Consider the following 17077-nt stretch of genomic DNA (forward strand, 5'->3'; position numbering starts at 1 on the left):
TTATGTTAAAGGTATTTACGATTGATAGCTTCACATTAACTTTATTGCATCGGGTAAATTTCTGAAACTCGGAATGTTTATGAAACAAAAAAATAAAAAAGCTCTTATATGCGGTGTTAGTGGACAGGATGGCGGTTGGTTATCCAAGTTTCTTATATCGAAAGGTTACGAAGTTTGGGGTACGACAAGAAAAAAGGGAGATGCTCATTTGGGTAACCTTAGGCAACTTGGAATACAGAATCAGGTAATGGTTACTACAATGAATCCGGAGAACTACCAAAGTGTCTTCGAAGTTATAAAAGCTTCATCTCCGGATGAAGTTTATTACCTAGCGGGGCAGTCTTCTGTAGGAATGTCATTTGTGGAACCGGTTGAAACCATTAGTAGTATTGCTTTAGGAACTTTGAATGTTTTGGAAGCTTGCCGAAAGTACGATAAGAACATAAGAATCTATAATGCCGGATCTGGTGAGTGCTTTGGTGATACAAAAGGAAGAGCAGCCAACGAAAATACACCATTTAAGCCCCAAAGCCCTTATGCAGCAGCAAAAGTATCGGCTTACTGGTTTGTAAATAGCTATAGAGAGTCTTATGGAATGTATGCTTGCACTGGTATTCTTTTTAATCACGAATCGCCATTAAGACCGAAGCATTTTGTAACCCAGAAAGTAATTTCAACTGCCAGACAAATAGCTGGAGGAGATCACGTCCATTTAGAATTAGGCTGTCTAGATATTTCGCGAGACTGGGGGTGGGCTCCTGAGTATGTGGAAGCTATGTGGTTAATGCTTCAAAAAGACAATGCGGAGGATTATGTTATTGCAACAGGTGTAGCTAACTCTCTTGAGGATTTTGTTTGCACTGTTTTTAAACAATTAGGCATGGATTGGAAAGAGTATGTCAAAATTTCTAATGAATTCCATAGACCAAATGATATACGTTATAGTTGTGGCGATGCTACCAAGGCCAATATAAATCTTGGTTGGAAACCAAGCAAGAGAATGAAAGATATAATTCCTTTGATGATCAAGAAAAATAAAGTGAACTATAATGAATAGTGCCTTAGTAACTAGAAGATTCTTAGCATTATTATTTTTTTTGGCAAGTGCATTTTCTGTTACACCAATATATATTTATTTTTTTGGAAATAATGGAAATATATTTAGCTTGTTAATTTGCTTTATTTTATCTTGTTTGTTCATAGCCTTTCGAAAAATAAATTTGGTGCTAATTATCTATCTGGTATTTATAGTCGCTTTAGCTATAATATTGGCATTTTATTGGCTGGATGCAAAACTAGTATATTTTCCAATTTATTTTTTAATGTCTTCGATAGTTGTAAGTTATATTCGAGAAGATGAGTTAAGATATATCGTAGGTGTTTTTAGTAATATACTAATATTTATAATTATTTTTTCATTTATTGGCTTTATTTACTCGATTTTAGGCGGGGATCCTAATATAACGTTTGATTATAATGGAAGAAGAGTTTTCTTATACCTCACTACCTTAACCAACTGGTCACTATATGGTTTAATCCGGCCAGCTGGTATTTTTGATGAGCCAGGGGCACTGTCATTCTTTATCTGTTTTATATGCGCATCTAGGCATATGTTAGGTTTTTCTAAACAAAAAACCTGGTTTCTCATTTTAGGGGGAATGATTACGTTAAGTGTTGCTCAAGTAATTTATGCTTTTATACATTTATTACAAGAAGAAAGAAAGGTTAAGTACAGTATAAGTAAAGTAGTATTAATAGCTTCGTTTTTCCCTCTTTTTTTATTAGCTATATTTAGTGAACATCATGTAGTCGATTTGCTCTATGACAACTTTATTGGAAGGTTTATGTATGACGAGAACATAGGTATAGTTGGTAATAATCGAGCAGAGCACATCTCTAACTCAATTGACCTTATCAATTTAGACAGTTTTTTTTGGGGAGTAAGTTCAAGCTGTATTACTGATATTAATTTATGTAATAGTTCTTTTAAGAGTTTCGGAGAGAACCCCCTGTCATTACTAAATTTATTGGGGATTGGTTTATCTCATGTTTATTATTTGGTTGTTATATTTTTTATAATTTTTGGTTTAAAATTTAGGCATGACCTTTGTATTTTAGGCCTGGCATTATTACTTTTACAGCGGCCTAATATCATGAGTTTCGGTTACTCGTTAATTATCTGCTTGAGTATCAAAATTGTTATAGAGAAGTATCTGGTTGATGATGGTGTTCCAAAAAGAAATCAGCCTTGTGGGAGTTGGATATGACAGCTAGAAGTGTAAAAGCTTTTATTACTAACACGAGTTCAAATATAGTATTTTTTATTATCAACTCAATCATTGGTTTTGTCTCAGTTCCAATTTTCATTAACTACATGGGGAATGAATTTTATAGTTTGTGGCTTCTTAATATGACAGTTATGAACTATTTTATATTTCTTAACACTTCACTATCTGGTGGAATAATAAAACATGTTTCAGAAAGTGAAGAATTAGGAGATAAGAAACTACAATTTCAATGTATTAACTTTAGTCTTTTGATATACATAACTATAGGGTTTTTTATATCAGTATTTCTATATTCTTTTAGCCATACCCTAGCAGAATTCCTATCTCTCGATGAGGATAATGTCGATATTTTTATATCAATGATATCAATATCTTCTATTTTTGCTGTGATACTTTGGCCAATGAAGGTATTTGAAGCACTCTTTATTGGATTAATGAAGCAAGAAGTCCTGAATCTCGTTAAAGGAGTTATTACTGTTTCAACATCACTTATTTTGATACTTATGTTGTCACAAGGGTATTCTTTAAAAACCTTGCTATGTGTATTCTATATATTATTATCATCTATTGGCTTGGTTCTTATTTGTATATATAAAATCTATAACCCTGAATATAGATGTGATTTGAAAATCCCAAATAAAAAAATCAGAAAATCTATATTAAGCTTTAGTTTTAAGCTGATGATTTTAGAGTTTATTGCAATGTTATCATTCCAAGTTGATACATTAATCTTAGCTTATTTTCTTCCTATTTCCTATGTGGCAATTTATTCGATTGTCACTAAATTATTTTATGTACTGCAAGGTATTTATTCCTCTTTGCTCTCTAGTGTCCAACCTGTGATATTTCGAGCGTGTAAATCAAACGATACCACCTATATAAAGCTATTTTCAGAGAAACTATTTAGATACAGTTTGATATTTTATACTCCCATAATTTATTTGAGTGCCATTTTTGCACAGGATTTTATATTTTTATGGGTTGGAAATGAATATTCCGTCTATGGTTTATGGTCATCAGTATTTATCTTGCAATATGCATTAACACCGGTTGTCGGGGTGTTGGGGGTTGTCTCTATAGGAATGAATAAAATAAGACATATTCAAATATATGGGATTTTTTCTGCACTGCTTAATTTAACGTTGAGTATCGTTCTTGTAAAATATTACGGATTTGGCGGGGTAATTATCGGGACTGTAATTTCTACTTATATAGGTGTTTTTATTATTTTCCCATACTACTGTAGAAATATTGGTATAAACCCGAAATCTATAGTTGTAAAGAATTTATTTCCTTTTCTAGTTCTTGTGTTGATTATGGTGACTAATTTAGGCCTATATTCGTTAGTGGACATTAAAACTTGGTTTATGTTTTTATCGCTATTTATAATCATGACTGTTCCAACCATGATTATCATGTCACTCTTCTTGTACAAAGAGGATTATATGAAAATAAAAAGTGTGTTTTTGAGAAGAATTAGATGAAGAAAATTACTAACCGTATCAAAGAAGTAATCAGGGATGTACAATCCAATAAAATGGGTAATTCTAAGACACTGAATGCTTTTCACAAGCAACTCAGAAAAGAAAAGATAGTGCCTAATGGTGAAAAAATCTTGTTCTCTCATTCATTTAGTATTTATGAGCCCTCATTTATTCATGACAAAATAATGTCAATAGCGCTGAAAATGAGAGGCTGTGAAGTTTTCTCTGCATTTTGCGATGGTGTACAAAGTATCGAATGTAACGTGTATGGGGGAGTATGGAAAGATCACACGGATTTTGATTCTAGCTGTGCTCATTGTCAGAAGTGTTCATCAAAACTGTGGAGTGAGCTCGATAAGAAAAATATTTATAAATACTCCACATATATTACTGATGAAGATAACCGTGAAGTTGAAAACATAATGGGAAAAATCACGGAAGGAGGCTGGGTTGATTACAAAGATTCTAGCGGTTGGGAAATAGGTTTATGGGCGAAAGATATACTGGTAAATAATTATGTCGTTGCTGATAAATCTCTTATTTATGGGCATGAAGAACTCGGAAGGTCTCATTTAAAAAATCTGCTAGTTATTAAGTTCGCGATTAAAAAGATTATAAGTAAAGTAAAACCAACACGAATAATTTCTAATGACAGCTTTTATGGAATGTGGAAGCTATGGGAATTGATAGCCAAAGAGAATGGCATCCCTTTTTATTCCCACTGGAGCGGAACACGAGTCGGAGGCTGGAGCTATGCTTACAATGATGCCTCGATGAGCCTCAATTTTAAACCATCTTGGGAAAGCTATTCAAAACAGGAACTAACTCCAGATGAAGAGAGCCGTGTTAATCAGTGGCTAAAAGATAGAGAGGGTGGTCGAGATATGATCATTGATACAGCATCTTTATCGGATTATAAAGATGAGTACTTTGATTTTAGTTTGATAGACAAGACTAAGCCAACTGCATTGCTATCCTCCAATGTTGTGTGGGATTTAGCTGCGTTGAATAAAGAAGTATTTACTTCCTCTATGGGGGAATGGATAATCCAAACAATTAGATGGTTCAGAGATAACCCAGATTATCAACTTATTATTAAGTCCCATCCTGCAGAGCATTACCCAGAAATACCTCAGACAATTGAAACTGTTCAATCTATGTTAGAGAAGGTGTTCACTTTACTTCCTGATAATGTAATTTTCATTTCTCCTAAGGCTGCTGTATCTGTTTATCAATTATTGCCTTTTGCATCTATTGGCTTAGTGTTCACAACATCGGTAGGTATAGAGATGGCAGCAAGAGGAAAGTCAGTTATAGTAGCTGGTAAATCCCACTATCGAAGCTATGGCTTCACTTGCGATCCTGAAACGCTAGAAGAGTATTTCTATAACTTAGAAAGGGAGTTACGTGTAGGTATCTCAGACAACTCAGATGTAGAAAAGTTGGCGAAGAAATTCTTGAAGTTCAACTTTTTTCACTATTACACTAGGCATGGCCTAGTGTCTTTTGACCATTCAAAAGATAATAATGGAAGAGTAAACATACTAATAGACAGTATAGAAGATTTGAAACCAGGCCATAACGAGCACTTAGACTATATATTGGATTCAATTGTCAAAGGCGCGCCGATTCTTCGTTCAGATCGGTGGATAAAGGAAAGTTAATGTTTAATAGAATTTTAAATAGAGTAAAGCGCGACTATAAATATTGTGAACTTAAATTTGAGGTTTGGTTTCCCAGAGGAACATACAAATTTAGTAAATGTGATCTTGAGTTATATAAGACTGAAATTGGCGTAAAGTTAGATCCCCCAAAAGTTATTAATAAGGATTACCTTAATAAGGTATCATTTGATAAATCAGAAATTTTCTGGCCTGTAGATTATAGTCATGATGATTTACCTTGGCTATATCATGAAATTTTTGACGAATTTTCTGAGAACCCTTCCTCTTATGACCACCCAATGATGTCTCACACTGATAGAAGTTGGGTTATTGATGCTGGTTGCTGTGAAGGTTTTTATTCGAAGTTTATTTTCTCTAAAAATAGAGATTGCAAAGTTATAGCTATTGAACCGCTTCAAGCTATGAAGTCGGCCTTGGGGCAGAGCTTCCATAAGGAAATTGAATTGGGTCAATTTTTTTTGGAACAATGTGCACTAGGTAAGAAAAATGATGAAATGGATTTTGTATATAATGCAAGCAACCCATGCGATTCGTTTCTTGGGGTACAAAGTGATAGTAGTTGCAAATATAAAAAGAATAAGGTCCGCGTTACTACGCTAGACGAAATTTCTGCAACCCATGGATTGGATCTATCGAGAGGTTTAGTTAAGATGGATATTGAAGGCGCTGAGATGGATGCGCTGTTAGGTGCTGAAAAAACATTAAGAGATCTTAAACCTAACCTTGCTATTGCAGTCTACCATAGCTACGAGAATGCTTCCAAGTGCGCAGAGATAATTAAATCCATTAATCCAGACTATAATATCGAGTTTCGTGGAATGTACGGGTACTTCACTCCATCTCGTCCATATATACTCTTTGCTTGGTAAATAAAATTTTAGGAATACATAAGTGAAAGTGCTATTTACAAGTCCAAGTGTACAATACCCATCCGCAGGTGGCCCACAACTACGTATAAAAAACTCGATAAAGGCTTTGTCTGCAATGTGTGAGTTGCATGTCATATCTCAGACACCGAAGTATGATTTAGGTGGAGATGTAGCAGAAAATTTTTATGCTAAAATTGCATGTAAATTTGATTATGTGCCCTCAATAAGAAATTTATCGTTCAATAAGTATATAAGAAAGCTGCAACGAATAAAGCGTTCTACTTTTTGTTCTTTGTTGGATAAAGATGCGCGCTTTATTGTTGAGTATGCATATAAAAATGGGATCAGGTGTGTATGGTTCGGCTATGGGAATATTTCTTATAATTTGATAAAAAGAGTTCGAGAGCTAAACTCAGAACTTTTTATCGTATGTGATACAGATAGTGTTTGGTCTAGGTTTATCCTACGAGAAGTCCCATTTGAAAATGACCCGCAACGAAAAGAGTTAATCAAAAAGCTAGGAAGCGAGAAGGAACTTGAAGAAAAGAAGCTGGTTGACTTATCAAATATAGTAACAGCTGTATCGGAAGTTGATGCTAATTACTACCGTACTTTATCTTGTGTGAAGCAGAAGGTGAAAGTTTTCTCTAATGTAGTCGATATTGATGACTATGATTCTAATCTGAAAGAAGTCGGAGACTCCAAGGAAAAAACAATATATCTTGCTGGCTCTTTTAGTCCTAATTCAGCGATGGATAAAGCTGCGCGGTGGTTCATTAATGATATTTTACCTCTTATTGTATTAAAAATTCCAGAAGTACACATGAATATAGTTGGTTCGGGATCCATTGAAACCTTGGCTGATATTAATAATAAGAATGTGTCCATATTGGGAAAAGTTGATAGCGTGTTACCATATTTATCACAAGCAGCGGTTTCAGTCGTACCATTAATGTTTGAATCAGGTACTCGATTTAAGATACTAGAAGCGGCTGCTTGTCATATACCAACAGTATCAACTACTCTTGGGGCAGAAGGCTTACCTATAGAAGATGGGGTGCATCTTCTACTTGCGGATACAGCGCAAGATTTTGCCCTTCATACTATTAGAGTAATCAATGAAAAAGAATTAGCGAAAAATATGGCAGATGCCTGCCTCAATCTTGTATGCGAGTTTAACAGTGTTGAAGCATTAAAATTGGAAGCTAAATCAATTTTGAAAGAGGTTCTCGATGATTCAACAGGTTCATTATAACGACCGTTTATTGTCAGTGATAATTAGAAATAATTATCACTCTGAGGGAATAGAATTTTTTACTCCCAATGAATTTTCACAGCAACTAGCGTATATGCATCGCCCAGAAAACTATGTTATTCCCCCTCACACACATAACCCGGTTCCTAGAGATGTAAAATATACACAAGAGGTGTTGGTGATTAAAAGTGGTAAAGTTAGAGTGGATTATTATAGCGATGATCAAGTTTACTTGGAAAGTCATATTCTTCACCAAGGAGATGTTGTTCTATTAGCATATGGTGGCCATGGTTTTGTTATGCTTGAGGACAGCGAAATTATTGAGATTAAACAAGGCCCCTATGCTGGTGAGCTCGACAAGGTTCGTTTTGAGCCTGTTATGGATTGTGATGTGAGAGTCGTAAAATGATACCTGTAAACACCCCCCTTCTTGATGGGAATGAGAAGCGTTATTTAATAGAATGTATTGATAGTGGATGGATTAGTAGCGAAGGGCCGTTTGTTAACCAGTTTGAAGATCAAATGGCTTCATATATGGGGCGTGAGCACGCTATTGCGTGTGCTAATGGCAGTGCCGCTTTGGATATCGCTATCCAAGCTCTTTCGCTCCCTTTGGGTAGTGAAGTTATTATGCCTACTTTCACTATTATTTCGTGTGCTCAATCAATCATTAAAAATGGTTTGATGCCTGTCGCTGTGGATTGTGATCCCAGAACCTTTAATGTAAAAGTAGAGGATATAGCTAGTAAAGTAACCTCTAAGACAAGTGCCATAATGGTTGTACATCTTTATGGGCTAACAGTTGATATTCAGCCTATTTTGGATTTAGCTAAAGAGCGCAATCTAAAAGTTATAGAAGATGCAGCGCAGATGATTGGTCAAGAATATCGAGGAAAAAAATGTGGTAGTTTTGGCGATATTAGCACCTTTAGTTTTTATCCAAACAAGCTTATAACCACTGGCGAAGGTGGGATGGTTCTTACAAACGACATAATTCTTGATGAAAGAGCTCGAAAAATTAGAAACTTATGCTTCGGTCAAGAAAGGTTCATCCACGATGAAATAGGGTACAACTATCGGATGACAAATCTTCAAGCTGCTGTTGGAGTTGCTCAGTTGGAGAAAATTGAAAGAACCATTACCAGGAAAAGAGAAATTGGCAGATTATATAATGAAGCTCTGTCCGATATTGCTTCTATACACTTACCCATACCTAAAACTGAGTATTGTGAAAACATTTACTGGGTGTATCCCATTTTATTAAAAGATGATGAATATCGTGTCTCAGATATTATGAATATGCTGCAAAGTAAAGGGATTGGTACAAGGCCATTCTTTTATCCAATGCACCAACAACCAGTATTCAATGAAATGGGACTATTTAAAGCGGTAAGCCTACCCAATAGTGAAGCAATCTATAAAAAAGGTTTTTATATACCAAGTGGAATTGCTTTACAAAATGAAGAAATAGAATACGTGTCAGACGCAATACGAGAGGTTTTATTATGAGTCAATTTGGTAAATTATACTCTAAATTCTATGACTTGATGTATGAAGATAAGAGTTATTTATCAGAAGTAGAGTATGTTGTTTCCCTGTTGCCTACTGATGCAAGAAAAAAATCACTTTTAGATATTGGCTGTGGTACGGGAAAACATGCAGAGATTTTTTTTGATAAAGGGTTTTCAGTACATGGTATCGATTTGAGCTCTGAGATGTTAGACCTAGCAAGAGAAAGAAATAAGTCAAAGAGCAGCGATGACATTTCATTTAGTCTAGGAAATTCTAGGACATTTTCAATTGATAAAAAGTTTGATGTGATAGTTTCTTTGTTTCATGTCATGTCTTACCAAAATGATAATACGGCTCTCGCCGAAACTCTAAACCAGATTAAAAACCACTTGAATCCCGGTGGATATTTTATCTTCGATTTTTGGTATGGACCTGCAGTACTTAGCGACTTGCCAGCTACGAGAGTTAAGAGATTAAGTAACCAAGATATTAAAGTTACAAGATTAGCAGAGCCAGAATTAAAGGTTGCTAGTAATATAGTAGAGGTCAATTATGAAATACATATTGATGATTTACTATCAGGGGACAAGGTTGTAAAAAAAGAAACACACTCAATGAGATATTTTTTTGACCCAGAATTAGAATTGATTCTAAGCCAGTTGGGGTTTGAAGTCATTGATAAATATGAATGGTTAACTAATGAAGAACCAAAGCTGAGTAGTTGGAATGTTGTGTGGGTAGTTAAAGGATGAATGTCGGTGTTGTTGTTGGTAGTGGATTTGAGTCGGGGGGAGGTTTTCAATATGAGCATAGAACACTTTCTCTTATAAATAGTATTGGAGCGAATTATCAAGATTTTTCATTTAAGTATTACTGTCTAGAAAGTTCAACTATTCATGAACATGCCGCATTAAATTTAGATTTTATAAAATTGAACGAAGGTATGTTAAGTAAGTTACATCGAAGCTTCGTTTCTACAACTTTTGGGTTTAAATTATTAAATTCGTTTAATAAGCAAATATCAACTTTTGAGAAGAAAATTATCGAGGACGATATCGATCTTATCTACTTTCTATATCCTAACCCTTTGGCAAGTAGCTTAATTAAAACTTCCTATATATTTACCTTGTGGGATTTAGGCCATTTAGACTATCCCGAGTTTCCTGACATTTCCGGTGATGGGCAATTTCTTCTTAGAGAAGAAATGTATAAGTCCTGCTTAAGCAAGGCTTTTGCTGTGACAGTTGATTCTCATTACGGTTTTAAACGAGCTATAGATAAATATAATTTAGATGAGAGTCGTGTTGAAGTATTAAAATTTTTACCTTGTATAGATAGAGACTCTCATGAGTATATAGATATTAAATCTAAATATAAAATAGATAATAACTATATTTTTTATCCAGCTCAGTTTTGGCCACATAAGAACCATATCTATATTTTAGACGCGATATCTATTTTGCGTAAAGTCCACCGAGTTTCCATTTCGGTTGTTTTTTCAGGATCTGATAAAGGGAACTTGGACTATGTGCTCAACTACGCTAAAGATATCGGGGTTGAGGACTTAATACATTATGTGGGTTTTGTTGATCAGTCAGAGATGCCTTTTTTATACAAACAGTCGCTTTCTTTAGTAATGCCTACATTGCTAGGGCCAACCAATATCCCACCGCTAGAGGCATTACACTACGGTACAGCTGTTTGCTATTCTGATGTCCCTTCTTTTCGGGAGCAGTTAGGAGATGCTGCTTTTTATGTCGACTTAAACGACCCCAAAAGCTTGGTGGAAAAGCTGCTAAAGCTAATCAAAGGCGACTATTCCAAGGATTATATGGATGCAAAGGGCAAGGAAGTACTATCCAGCTGGGGCGAAGACGAGTTTATTGATGGGTTATTAAGAATTTTTAATAAATATTGTTATATTAGCAAGCGATGGGGTAGAAGAAATGGTCAGTAAAGGGGCAGTGGTTAACGTTGTATGTGCGACTTACAATCAATCAGAAGACTTAATTGAAACTATTACTTCCTATAATGACCAGTCTTACTCTAATAAAAGACTTATTATTATTGATGGTAGGTCAAATGATGGTATTCATTCTGTCATTGAAAGGTTTTGTGATTCTATAGATTATTTTGTCTCAGAAAATGATGAGGGTATCAGTGATGCATTTAATAAAGGGTTAGAGAGTATAGAACCTGGTTATGTATACTTTTTAGGAGCTGGTGATAAATTTTGTTCGAGTGAATCTTTGTCTCAGCTTTTAAGTGATGTTGACTACCAGCAGGATTTTTTGGTTTGCGGTAAAGTTAAAAGAGTTGATATTTTGACTGGTGAAGTACAAGGTATTAATCCAAATTTTAGTGAATTTAAAAAACGCTCTCTTTTATTTCGAATGTCTTTACCTCATCAAGGACTCCTGACATCGTCTTTGTTTTTTCATAAATATGGAAAGTTCAGTTTAGACTGTCGATACGCGATGGACTATGAGCATCTTTTGAGAGCCTATCACTCTTTCCCAAATGTTATATTGAAAGATGTGATGGTTGCAGAGTGGATGAGTGGAGGGGTTGGTGCTGGTAGAATCAGAGAGGTCCTAAATGAGTATGATTTGATAAAGAGAAGAAACAAGGTGGCGTCACCTACTTTGCTTTCATTGGTCAATGTTTTTATTCTTAGTAAGTATTATGTGAAGAAGGTCTTAAATGTATTTAAGAAATTATCCGGCTGATATACTAAAGGTTGTTCTGTCACTTTTGGTTGTACTTGGTCATATAAACTCTCCTTATACTTATTCTATTTTTTCTTTCCATATGCCATTTTTCTTCATCTTATCGGGATTTTTTCTCGATAAGAACGTTATTTTTAAAAATATAATAGTTAAGGACTCCAAAAGACTTTTACTTCCTTTCTTAGTTTTCTCTATACTTGGCTTTGTTACTGAAATATTGAAAAGAATTATTTTAAGTAGAGACTTATCTTCTATTTTTGAAGTGCTTATAGATGCTTATTTTTTTATAAATTCAGAAGCTGCATACTATGGGTTTGCTCTTTGGTTTTTGCCAGTGTTATTTTTGGGAAAACAAATGTCTTTTTATATGTTGAATCAAAGGTTTTTATTGTTTTCTTTTTTCCTTTCCTTTGTTTTAATGACAGAGCTTGATGTTGTTAGATACATTGTCAATCTTCCTTTTGGGGTGGGGAAAGCGTACTTTGTTTGTTCTTATATTATTTTTGGACATTTATACTTCAGATTCAGCGCGACAAATAAGAATGCGGCTTGGATTTTTTCGGTCTTATATCTACTTCTCTTTATTGATAAACTTCCCTATTTTGATATTGGTGGAGGGCAAGTGCCAGGAAATATATCACAAATTCTATTTCCAATTTTTTTGTTTTGCCTGGTTTATCCTTTATTAACATTGTTTAGGTTTAGTTTATTCTCAAAGGTGCTTTCATTTGTTACTCCTTCTTTGATGCTTATTTACCTTCTTCATCCGTATACAAATAATATCTCGTTTGTTTTCTTTAATGTGTTTTTAGGTGACAATTTATGGTATGCCACATTTTTCGGCTCTGTGCTTCTTTTATCACCAGTTATCTTTTTAAAGCATAAATTCAGTCATTGGAAGATATTTGAATATGTATGATTTAGTATTTGTAACTCATTTGCCTTCTTTTTATAAATGTAACTTGTATAATGAAATAGCAAAAGAAAAAAAAGTAAAAGTGTTATTCATTGGTCAATCTTCAGTCATCCGAAATTCTGATTTTACAGTATCTAATTATCACTTCGATTACGTTGTATTAAGTGATACTTCATTTGAAAGTAGATCTCGTTTTCATTCTTGTTTTAAGTTGGTGAAGGAGCTGTTGATGACAAATTATAAGCAAGTTGCTATTGGTGGTTGGGATTTGATGGAGTTTTGGGTAATTGCTCTTTTAAGCCCCAATAAGAAAAATGCTCTATGTTTGGAATCTAGTATCAATGATTCTAAGGTTGCTGGATTTCGCTCATTATTGAAGAAGCTATTTCTGAAGTTGATAAATCGAGTTTATTATAGTGGCAAGGCTCATAGGGCTCTTCTTGACGAGTTTAATTATACTAATGAGATGGTTAAGACTTTAGGTGTAGGCATTAGAAATAATAACCGTAATATTAAACGACCTATTGGTAGAAAATTCTTGGGGAACTTGCTTTATGTTGGAAGGTTGTCTCCAGAGAAAGGTCTGGAAAAGTTAATTAAAGTTATAGCGGAGTTAGAAGGATTCTCTTTAACAATAGTAGGTAGTGGTCCTGATGAATTGACTTTGAAAGAAGTGTCTAGAGGGTTTGATAATATTATTTTTGAAGGCTACGTGGATAACAATAGGTTGCCGGAAGTATACTCGGCGCATGATATATTTGTTCTACCTTCTATTTCTGAACCTTGGGGGTTAGTTATAGAAGAAGCTCTTGCTTCTGGGTTGCCAATTATTTGCTCAAATAAAGTTGGATGTATGCAAGACCTAGTTTTGGATACAAACCTAGGGTTGGCTTATGATATTTATGATGAAGGTGATCTGTCCAAAAAGTTGTCTTACTTAAAGGAAAATTATTATGAATATTCTTGTCGTGTCAGTAAGTATGATTTCAATGCATTAGAAGAGTATCAAGTTGAACAGTACAAAAAATAAAATCGAGGTATATTCTTTTTCTGATAGACGCGGTGGAGCAGCTATAGCTGCAACTCGGCAAGTTCGCACTCTGAATTTTGCAGAAGAAATACAAGTTATTGTGGCTGAAAAAAAATCAAATAATAAATTAGTGTTGGGCCCAACCAGACTACAGTTTGCTTTCCACTATATTTTAAGGATTTTTGAGTATGCTTTACTAACAGTTTTTTGTCGAAATGGAGTTGGTAAAAAGTCTCTTAATTTATTCTCATCTAGACATGTAAAAAAACATATATTGAAATCCCAAGCTTGTATTATACATATGCACTGGATTAATAACGACACGATTTCAATCTCTTTAATTAAAAAAATATTAAAAGATAACGACAATAGAAAAGTCATAATTACGATGCATGATGACTGGCTGTTTTCAAACTATGAACACTGTGTTTTGGAAGAGATTCAGCCAGAGAGGTACAATTTTTTCGAGGCGTTTTTCTACCGTAGAAAACTTCAATTAAATGCTCTTCTTAGAAAGAGTAATGTTATAGTTACAGCTCCCTCTCTGTATCTGAAGAATAAGGCTAATGCGAGTGAAATTTTCTCGAAGGTACATATAGATGTGGTTGGTAATGCAATAGATACTAACGTATTCAAGCCATTTAAGAAGTGTGATGTTCGTGTTTGTTTCCAGTTGGAGGATGTTGATTTCGTTATTTTATATGGGGCCTCTGGTGGTAAAAGTTACTTGAAAGGATATGACTTGCTTAAAAGTGCTTTGCAAAGAGTAAATAAAAAAGCTAGGAAAGCGGTATTGTTAAGTTTTGGTGGGGATAAATCTGGAGTTTCTGTTACTTGTGGCTTCAAGCACATAGAGTTAGGTAAGATCTATGAAGTAGATATGTTAGCAAAAGTTTATAGTAGTGCAGATGTAACGGTTGTACCCTCCAGGATAGAATCCTTTGGGCAAGTGGCCGCTGAAAGTTTATCATGTGGAACACCAGTGATTGCTTTTGATAACTCCGGCTTGACTGATATAGTTTCAGATCGAGAGTCAGGCTTTCTCGTTCCAGCATTTGATGTCGCGAAGTTCGCATCATCTATCGAGCTAACTATGGCACTAACGGATGACGAGTTACAAAAAATGGGCAAGTTGGGACGTGATCATATTCTTAAACGTTATAGTAATGATGTGATTTCTAAACAATGGCATGATATTTATAAAATGACGAATGGTAATTAGTATGAAAAAGGCTTTTATAACAGGTATTACAGGGCAAGATGGTTCTTATCTGGCTGAACTATTGGTTGAAAAAGGTTATGAAGTCCATGGTCTCATTCGCAGAGCTTCATCTTACAACACTGAACGTATTGATCCTCTGGTTAGCCATGGAGCTCGTATTCAACTTCATTATGGTGACCTAACTGACTCATGTAACTTGGTTAGATTAGTCAAGGACATTCAACCAGACGAAATTTATAACTTAGGGGCTATGTCACATGTTGCAGTCTCATTTGAGTCGCCTGAGTATGTTGCAGATGTCGACGCAATGGGTACACTTCGTCTACTAGAAGCAATACGTGTTAATGGTTTGGAAAATAGGACTAAATTTTATCAAGCTTCGACTTCGGAGCTTTATGGTGAGGTGAGGGAAATACCTCAACGAGAAACTACGCCTTTTTACCCTCGTTCTCCGTACGCCGTAGCTAAAATGTACGCTTATTGGATAGTGGTGAATTATCGAGAATCTTACGGCATGTATGCATGTAACGGAATTTTGTTTAACCATGAGTCTCCTCGCCGTGGAGAGACATTTGTTACACGCAAGATTACACGAGCTGTAGCTAATATTTCTCAAGGAATAGAATCCTGTTTAGAGCTCGGTAATATGGATGCCCTTCGCGACTGGGGGCATGCAAAAGATTACGTTCGCATGCAGTGGATGATGCTCCAGCAAGAAAAAGCGGAAGATTTTGTTATTGCGACAGGTAAGCAAATTTCTGTTCGTGAGTTTGTTCGTATGTCTGCTAAAGAAGTGGGCATTGAACTAGAGTTTTCCGGTGAGGGTGTTGATGAAGTTGGCAAGGTCATTGGTATTGATGAAGCTAAGTCTCCTAAAGTGAGTATTGGTGATGTAATTATTAAAGTGAACCCGCGCTTCTTCCGCCCAGCAGAAGTGGAAACACTGTTAGGCGATCCAACAAAAGCTAAAAGTGTTCTTGGTTGGACTCCAGAAATATCTGTTGAAGAAATGTGTTCAGAGATGGTTGCTGAAGATCTGTTGAAAGCGAAACAGCATATAGTGCTGAAAGAGCATGGCTTTGATGTCAGTATCTCTTTAGAGAGTTAACGGGGTAAGATATGACAACCAAAAGAGTCTTTGTTGCTGGACATAAAGGCATGGTTGGTTCGGCGATAGTTCGTAAGCTAGAATCATACAAAAATGTGCAAGTAATTACTTGTGAACGTCAAAACTTAGATTTAACCAATCAGGCTGATGTCGATAATTTTTTTACGAGTAACCTTATAGACGAAGTTTATTTGGCAGCTGCCAAAGTTGGTGGTATCCAAGCAAATAATATGTTTCCTGCAGATTTTATTTATGAAAATCTTCAAGTGCAATGCAACGTAATCAATTCAGCTCACAATGCTGGCATTCAGCGGTTACTCTTCCTTGGATCATCTTGCATTTATCCTAAGCAGGCTGAACAACCGATGAAAGAGGAATTTTTGCTTACAGGGACTCTGGAGCGAACAAACGAGCCCTATGCCATTGCGAAAATAGCGGGCATTAAGCTCTGTGAGTCATACAACCGTCAACACAATAGAGATTATAGAAGTGTCATGCCAACTAATCTATATGGTGAAAATGATAACTTTCATGCAGAAAACTCACACGTGATTCCTGCTTTAATACGTCGCTTTCATGAAGCTAGAATAAAAAAAGCCCGAAAAGTTGTTGCATGGGGAAGTGGAAATCCAAGGCGAGAGTTTATGTATGTTGATGATATGGCGGATGCCTCTATATTTGTCATGAATTTAGATCAAGCGATCTATAAGAAGCAAAGTGAGGATATGCTTAGTCATATAAACCTTGGCTCTGGGGTAGACTGTACCATTAGAGAGTTAGTTGAATCAGTTGCAAAGGTCGTAGGCTTTCAAGGTGAAATCGAATTTGATAACTCGAAGCCTGATGGTGCTCCTAGAAAATTGATGGATGTGTCAAAAATTAGAGAGCTTGGGTGGGAAGCATCAACAACTTTGGAAGAAGGATTGATTAGAACGTATCAATGGTTTTTAGATAACCAAGATGCCTATAGAAGGTGATT

The 17077-nt window shown here is 35.3% G+C and carries 16 protein-coding genes; all 16 read left to right on the forward strand.

All coding sequences use genetic code 11. From position 1 onward, the window contains the following. Positions 1-79 precede the first annotated feature (79 nt). The 16 genes from KO511_RS09160 to fcl are packed head-to-tail and all read left to right on the forward strand — an operon-like array spanning position 80 to position 17075. Positions 80-1057 carry a GDP-mannose 4,6-dehydratase gene (locus KO511_RS09160; RefSeq protein WP_215987140.1) on the forward strand — a complete coding sequence of 326 codons (978 nt, stop codon included), beginning with the start codon at positions 80-82 and terminating at the stop codon, positions 1055-1057. Continuing rightward, the gene (locus tag KO511_RS09165; protein WP_215987141.1) at positions 1050-2267 is read left to right on the forward strand and encodes a hypothetical protein; all 1218 of its coding nucleotides are present in this window, start codon (positions 1050-1052) and stop codon (positions 2265-2267) included. Before KO511_RS09160 ends, KO511_RS09165 begins: the two co-directional genes overlap by 8 nt. Beyond that, complete coding sequence (locus KO511_RS09170) at positions 2264-3772, forward strand: oligosaccharide flippase family protein (RefSeq protein ID WP_215987142.1); 1509 nt, start codon at positions 2264-2266, stop codon at positions 3770-3772. Before KO511_RS09165 ends, KO511_RS09170 begins: the two co-directional genes overlap by 4 nt. Continuing rightward, positions 3769-5436 (forward strand): hypothetical protein, encoded by a 1668-nt coding sequence (locus KO511_RS09175; protein WP_215987143.1) that lies wholly within the window; start codon positions 3769-3771, stop codon positions 5434-5436. Before KO511_RS09170 ends, KO511_RS09175 begins: the two co-directional genes overlap by 4 nt. Then, positions 5436-6326 (forward strand): FkbM family methyltransferase, encoded by an 891-nt coding sequence (locus KO511_RS09180; RefSeq protein WP_215987144.1) that lies wholly within the window; start codon positions 5436-5438, stop codon positions 6324-6326. The genes KO511_RS09175 and KO511_RS09180 overlap by 1 nt, the downstream gene beginning before the upstream one ends. Before the next feature lie 22 nt (positions 6327-6348). Next, positions 6349-7581, forward strand: coding sequence for a glycosyltransferase (locus KO511_RS22430; protein ID WP_215987145.1), 1233 nt, complete (start codon positions 6349-6351; stop codon positions 7579-7581). After that, complete coding sequence (locus tag KO511_RS09190) at positions 7559-7990, forward strand: hypothetical protein (RefSeq protein WP_215987146.1); 432 nt, start codon at positions 7559-7561, stop codon at positions 7988-7990. Before KO511_RS22430 ends, KO511_RS09190 begins: the two co-directional genes overlap by 23 nt. Continuing rightward, entirely contained in the window at positions 7987-9090 is a 1104-nt protein-coding gene (locus KO511_RS09195; RefSeq protein WP_215987147.1) for a DegT/DnrJ/EryC1/StrS family aminotransferase, read from the forward strand. The genes KO511_RS09190 and KO511_RS09195 overlap by 4 nt, the downstream gene beginning before the upstream one ends. Beyond that, positions 9087-9845 (forward strand): class I SAM-dependent DNA methyltransferase, encoded by a 759-nt coding sequence (locus KO511_RS09200; protein ID WP_215987148.1) that lies wholly within the window; start codon positions 9087-9089, stop codon positions 9843-9845. Before KO511_RS09195 ends, KO511_RS09200 begins: the two co-directional genes overlap by 4 nt. Continuing rightward, the gene (locus KO511_RS09205; RefSeq protein ID WP_215987149.1) at positions 9842-11050 is read left to right on the forward strand and encodes a glycosyltransferase family 4 protein; all 1209 of its coding nucleotides are present in this window, start codon (positions 9842-9844) and stop codon (positions 11048-11050) included. Before KO511_RS09200 ends, KO511_RS09205 begins: the two co-directional genes overlap by 4 nt. After that, on the forward strand, positions 11040-11822 hold the full coding sequence (locus KO511_RS09210) for a glycosyltransferase (protein WP_215987150.1): 783 nt from the start codon (positions 11040-11042) through the stop codon (positions 11820-11822). Before KO511_RS09205 ends, KO511_RS09210 begins: the two co-directional genes overlap by 11 nt. Next, positions 11797-12741 (forward strand): acyltransferase family protein, encoded by a 945-nt coding sequence (locus tag KO511_RS09215; RefSeq protein ID WP_215987151.1) that lies wholly within the window; start codon positions 11797-11799, stop codon positions 12739-12741. The genes KO511_RS09210 and KO511_RS09215 overlap by 26 nt, the downstream gene beginning before the upstream one ends. Then, entirely contained in the window at positions 12734-13768 is a 1035-nt protein-coding gene (locus KO511_RS09220; RefSeq protein WP_215987152.1) for a glycosyltransferase family 4 protein, read from the forward strand. Before KO511_RS09215 ends, KO511_RS09220 begins: the two co-directional genes overlap by 8 nt. Beyond that, the gene (locus tag KO511_RS09225) at positions 13749-14990 is read left to right on the forward strand and encodes a glycosyltransferase (RefSeq protein WP_215987153.1); all 1242 of its coding nucleotides are present in this window, start codon (positions 13749-13751) and stop codon (positions 14988-14990) included. The genes KO511_RS09220 and KO511_RS09225 overlap by 20 nt, the downstream gene beginning before the upstream one ends. Before the next feature lies 1 nt (position 14991). Then, entirely contained in the window at positions 14992-16098 is a 1107-nt protein-coding gene (gene gmd / locus KO511_RS09230; protein WP_215987154.1) for a GDP-mannose 4,6-dehydratase, read from the forward strand. 11 nt (positions 16099-16109) lie between these two features. After that, positions 16110-17075, forward strand: coding sequence for a GDP-L-fucose synthase (gene fcl / locus KO511_RS09235; protein WP_215987155.1), 966 nt, complete (start codon positions 16110-16112; stop codon positions 17073-17075). Positions 17076-17077 lie beyond the last annotated feature (2 nt).

Origin of the sequence: Vibrio hepatarius (genome assembly GCF_018860525.1) — a bacterium.
Taxonomy (GTDB): domain Bacteria; phylum Pseudomonadota; class Gammaproteobacteria; order Enterobacterales; family Vibrionaceae; genus Vibrio; species Vibrio hepatarius_B.

Excerpts from the sequence above, each read along its gene's own strand:
- KO511_RS09170 (WP_215987142.1), top strand. The coding sequence starts at position 2,264 with ATGACAGCTAGAAGTGTAAAAGCTTTTATTACTAACACGAGTTCAAAT.
- KO511_RS09200 (WP_215987148.1), top strand. The coding sequence starts at position 9,087 with ATGAGTCAATTTGGTAAATTATACTCTAAATTCTATGACTTGATGTAT.
- KO511_RS09220 (WP_215987152.1), top strand. The coding sequence starts at position 12,734 with ATGTATGATTTAGTATTTGTAACTCATTTGCCTTCTTTTTATAAATGT.
- KO511_RS09180 (WP_215987144.1), top strand. The coding sequence starts at position 5,436 with ATGTTTAATAGAATTTTAAATAGAGTAAAGCGCGACTATAAATATTGT.
- KO511_RS09215 (WP_215987151.1), top strand. The coding sequence starts at position 11,797 with ATGTATTTAAGAAATTATCCGGCTGATATACTAAAGGTTGTTCTGTCA.
- gmd (WP_215987154.1), top strand. The coding sequence starts at position 14,992 with ATGAAAAAGGCTTTTATAACAGGTATTACAGGGCAAGATGGTTCTTAT.
- KO511_RS09175 (WP_215987143.1), top strand. The coding sequence starts at position 3,769 with ATGAAGAAAATTACTAACCGTATCAAAGAAGTAATCAGGGATGTACAA.
- KO511_RS09190 (WP_215987146.1), top strand. The coding sequence starts at position 7,559 with ATGATTCAACAGGTTCATTATAACGACCGTTTATTGTCAGTGATAATT.
- KO511_RS09160 (WP_215987140.1), top strand. The coding sequence starts at position 80 with ATGAAACAAAAAAATAAAAAAGCTCTTATATGCGGTGTTAGTGGACAG.
- KO511_RS09205 (WP_215987149.1), top strand. The coding sequence starts at position 9,842 with ATGAATGTCGGTGTTGTTGTTGGTAGTGGATTTGAGTCGGGGGGAGGT.
- fcl (WP_215987155.1), top strand. The coding sequence starts at position 16,110 with ATGACAACCAAAAGAGTCTTTGTTGCTGGACATAAAGGCATGGTTGGT.
- KO511_RS09165 (WP_215987141.1), top strand. The coding sequence starts at position 1,050 with ATGAATAGTGCCTTAGTAACTAGAAGATTCTTAGCATTATTATTTTTT.
- KO511_RS09195 (WP_215987147.1), top strand. The coding sequence starts at position 7,987 with ATGATACCTGTAAACACCCCCCTTCTTGATGGGAATGAGAAGCGTTAT.
- KO511_RS09210 (WP_215987150.1), top strand. The coding sequence starts at position 11,040 with ATGGTCAGTAAAGGGGCAGTGGTTAACGTTGTATGTGCGACTTACAAT.